The following is a 3,612-nucleotide window of genomic DNA, read 5'->3' on the forward strand; positions in this document are numbered from 1 at the left end:
CTCAGAATATAAGATTGCAGATGCTACCATCCGCGACTGGGATGTGAACATGGGGTTAGCAACAGGACAAGTCCTGACCTATGCTCAAAGCTTTATTTTCTCAAGTAACGTTGGTATGACACGCATTGAGCAGGATATGGGCAATGCCAAGTGGATCGATTATCTATCGAAGTTCAAATTTGGCTTACCGACTCGTTTTGGGATGGGCTATGAAGAATATGGTGCCCTGCCGGCAGATAATGCTGTAACCATTGCCATGAGTTCCTTCGGACAAGGGATTGGGGTGACCCAAGTGCAGATGCTACGTGCCTTTTCAGCTGTGTCAAATGATGGTGTCATGTTAGAGCCGAAATTTATCTCTGCCATCTATGACTCAAAAACGGGTAGCGCTCGTAAATCTCAGCCAGAAATTGTCGGTCATCCAGTTTCAGAAAAAGCAGCGAAAACGACTCGAAATTATATGATTCAGGTCGGAACCGTTCCTTACTATGGAACCCTGAATATCGGTGGTGAGCCGGTTATCCAAGTTGCTGGGCAAGATGTGGCCGTAAAATCCGGAACAGCCCAAATTGCGACAGATAAGGGCTATTTGGATGGGGAGAATAATAACATTTACTCCGTAGTAGCCATGACGCCGGCAGAAAGTCCAGATTTCATTATGTATGTCACTGTTCAGCAGCCCGAAGAGAAATTCTCCCCTCTTTTCTGGCAGGAAGTTGTCAATCCAGTCTTGGAAGAAGCTGTGGCGCTTAAAGACAGTTTAAATCTGACTGGAGATAGTCCTGCTTTGGAATTGGTTGAAAAAGAAACAACCTATAAAATGCCATCTATCGATGGTTTGACCAAGCAACTGAAGCTGAAAAATCAAATCAGCCCAGGAGGCTTGGCTGACGAGCTTCGCCGCAATCTGGTACAGCCAGTCATCTTAGGAACAGGCAGTGAAATCAAGAAGGTTTCTGTAAAAGAAGGACAAGAACTGAAAGCCAATCAACAGATTTTGATTTTAAGTGATAACTTTGAAGATTTGCCAGATATGTATGGTTGGACCAAGGAAAATGTGGAGCAATTTGCTGAATGGCAAGGGCTGGAAGTCAATTTTAAAGGCAAAGGCTCAAAGGTTGTCAAGCAGAAGGAGAAGGTCAATACAGACCTGAAAAAATTGAAAAAAATAACCGTTACATTGGGAGACTAGCATGTTAACAGCAATTATTGCAGGAATTCTGACCTTTATCCTAACGCTTGTTGGGATTCCTGCCTTTATCCGTTTTTATCACAAGGCTCATATTTCAGGACAGCAAATGCACGAGGATGTCAAGCAACATCAGGCTAAGGCTGGAACGCCGACGATGGGGGGAACCGTCTTTCTGGTTGCTTCTGTTTTGGCTAGTTTTGTGACAGCTTTGCTTTCCCAACAACTATCCAACGGCTTGATTATGATTCTCTTTATCTTGGTTCTCTACGGAATCGTTGGCTTTTTGGATGATTTCCTCAAGGTCTTCCGTAAGATCAACGAAGGCCTGAATCCTAAACAGAAACTAGCTCTGCAGCTGGTGGGGGGAGTTATCTTTTACTTCTTCTACAATCAGCACGGGGCAGGTGACTCTCTCAATGTCTTTACGATTCCAGTGCAGCTGGGCTTCCTCTATATCTTCTTCGTCCTCTTTTGGCTGGTTGGTTTCTCCAACGCTGTCAATCTGACCGATGGAATTGATGGCTTGGCTAGTATCTCTGTTGCGATCAGCTTGGTGGCTTACGGAGTCATTGCTCTGGAGCAGAAGCGCTTTGACCTTCTGATTGTCATTATCAGCATGATTGGTGGTTTGCTAGGCTTCTTTGTCTTTAACCATAAGCCAGCTAAAATCTTTATGGGGGATGTGGGAAGTCTTGCTTTGGGTGGTATGCTTGCAGCCCTCTCCATTGCCTTGCACCAAGAGTGGACCTTGCTTCTCATCGGAATCGTCTATGTCTTTGAAACGACTTCTGTTATGATGCAGGTGACTTACTTCAAGCTGACGGGTGGTAAGCGGATTTTCCGTATGACGCCAGTCCATCACCACTTTGAACTGGGTGGTTTTTCTGGTCATGGCCAGCCTTGGAGTGAATGGAAGGTCGACTTCTTCTTCTGGGGCGTAGGTCTCTTAGCTAGCTTGCTGACTTTGGCCATTCTATATTTGTGATATGAAAGGTGGGTGTAAGCCCGCCTTTTCTCGTCCTGAGCTGAGCAGAAAAGATATTTTTTTGGTATAATGGATAAGATTAAGAGTAAACAGAGGAAAAAATGAAATTTACAGAATTTAACTTTAAAGATTATATTCAGGAAGCCCTCAAGGACCTGAACTTTGTAGAGGCGACAGAGGTTCAAGAAAAGCTGATTCCGGTGGTTTTATCTGGCCGAGACTTGGTCGGGGAGTCCAAAACTGGATCAGGCAAGACCCACACCTTCTTGCTGCCTATCTTCCAGGAACTCGATGAAGAGGCGGACAGTGTCCAAGCGGTGATTACAGCTCCCAGCCGAGAATTAGCAACCCAGATCTATCAGGCAGCCCGTCAGCTGGCTAGCTTTTCAGAGCAAGAGATTCGAGTAGCTAACTATGTCGGCGGAACTGACAAGGCTCGTCAGATTGGCAAGCTAGAGTCTAGTCAGCCCCATATCGTCATTGGAACGCCGGGGCGGATTTATGACTTGGTTGAGTCAGGCGATTTGGCTATCCACAAGGCTCATACCTTTGTCGTGGACGAGGCTGATATGACGCTTGATATGGGATTTTTGGAGACGGTAGACCGGATTGCGGCTCGCTTGCCTAAAGACTTGCAGTTTTTAGTTTTCTCAGCTACCATTCCACAGAAGCTCCAGCCTTTCTTGAAAAAATACCTGTCCAATCCAGTCATGGAGCAGATTAAGACCAAGACGGTGATTGCTGATACCATTGATAACTGGCTCCTGTCAACCAAGGGACGGGATAAGAATGCCCAGATTTATGAGATCAGTCAGCTCCTCCAGCCTTATCTGGCGATGATTTTCGTCAATACCAAGACTCGAGCGGATGAATTGCAAGCCTATCTAACTGCGCAGGGTCTAAAAGTAGCCAAGATTCACGGTGATATCCCGCCGCGGGAGCGCAAGCGTATCATGAATCAGGTGAAAAATCTTGATTTTGAGTACATCGTGGCGACGGACTTGGCGGCTCGAGGGATTGACATCGAGGGGGTCAGCCATGTCATCAATGATGCCATTCCGCAGGATTTGTCTTTCTTTGTCCATCGCGTTGGTCGGACGGGACGAAATGGTCTTCCTGGCACAGCCATTACCCTCTACCAGCCGAGCGACGACTCCGATATTCGGGAGTTGGAAAAGCTGGGCATCAAGTTTACTCCTAAGATGATCAAAAATGGCGAATTTCAAGATACCTACGATCGAGATCGCCGTGCTAATCGGGAGAAGACCAAGGAGAAGCTGGACACAGAAATGATTGGTCTGGTCAAGAAGAAAAAGAAAAAAATCAAACCAGGCTACAAGAAAAAAATCCAGTGGGCAGTGAACGAAAAGCGCCGCAAGACCAAGCGAGCAGAGAATCGTGCACGTGGCCGGGCAGAGCGTAAGGCTAAGCGCCA

At 46.5% G+C, this 3,612-nt stretch carries 3 protein-coding genes; all 3 read left to right on the forward strand.

The genetic code is table 11. The features are described 5' to 3' along the window. The coding region (locus Q0191_RS10455; protein WP_297666180.1) for a penicillin-binding transpeptidase domain-containing protein at positions 1-1,192 on the forward strand (1,192 nt) is incomplete at its 5' end. Between the two features lies 1 nt (position 1,193). Then, entirely contained in the window at positions 1,194-2,177 is a 984-nt protein-coding gene (gene mraY, locus Q0191_RS10460) for a phospho-N-acetylmuramoyl-pentapeptide-transferase (protein ID WP_048764978.1), read from the forward strand. Positions 2,178-2,278: 101 nt separating this feature from the next. Continuing rightward, the coding region (locus Q0191_RS10465; RefSeq protein ID WP_297666181.1) for a DEAD/DEAH box helicase at positions 2,279-3,612 on the forward strand (1,334 nt) is incomplete at its 3' end.

This window comes from uncultured Streptococcus sp., assembly GCF_938036805.1.
Taxonomy (GTDB): domain Bacteria; phylum Bacillota; class Bacilli; order Lactobacillales; family Streptococcaceae; genus Streptococcus.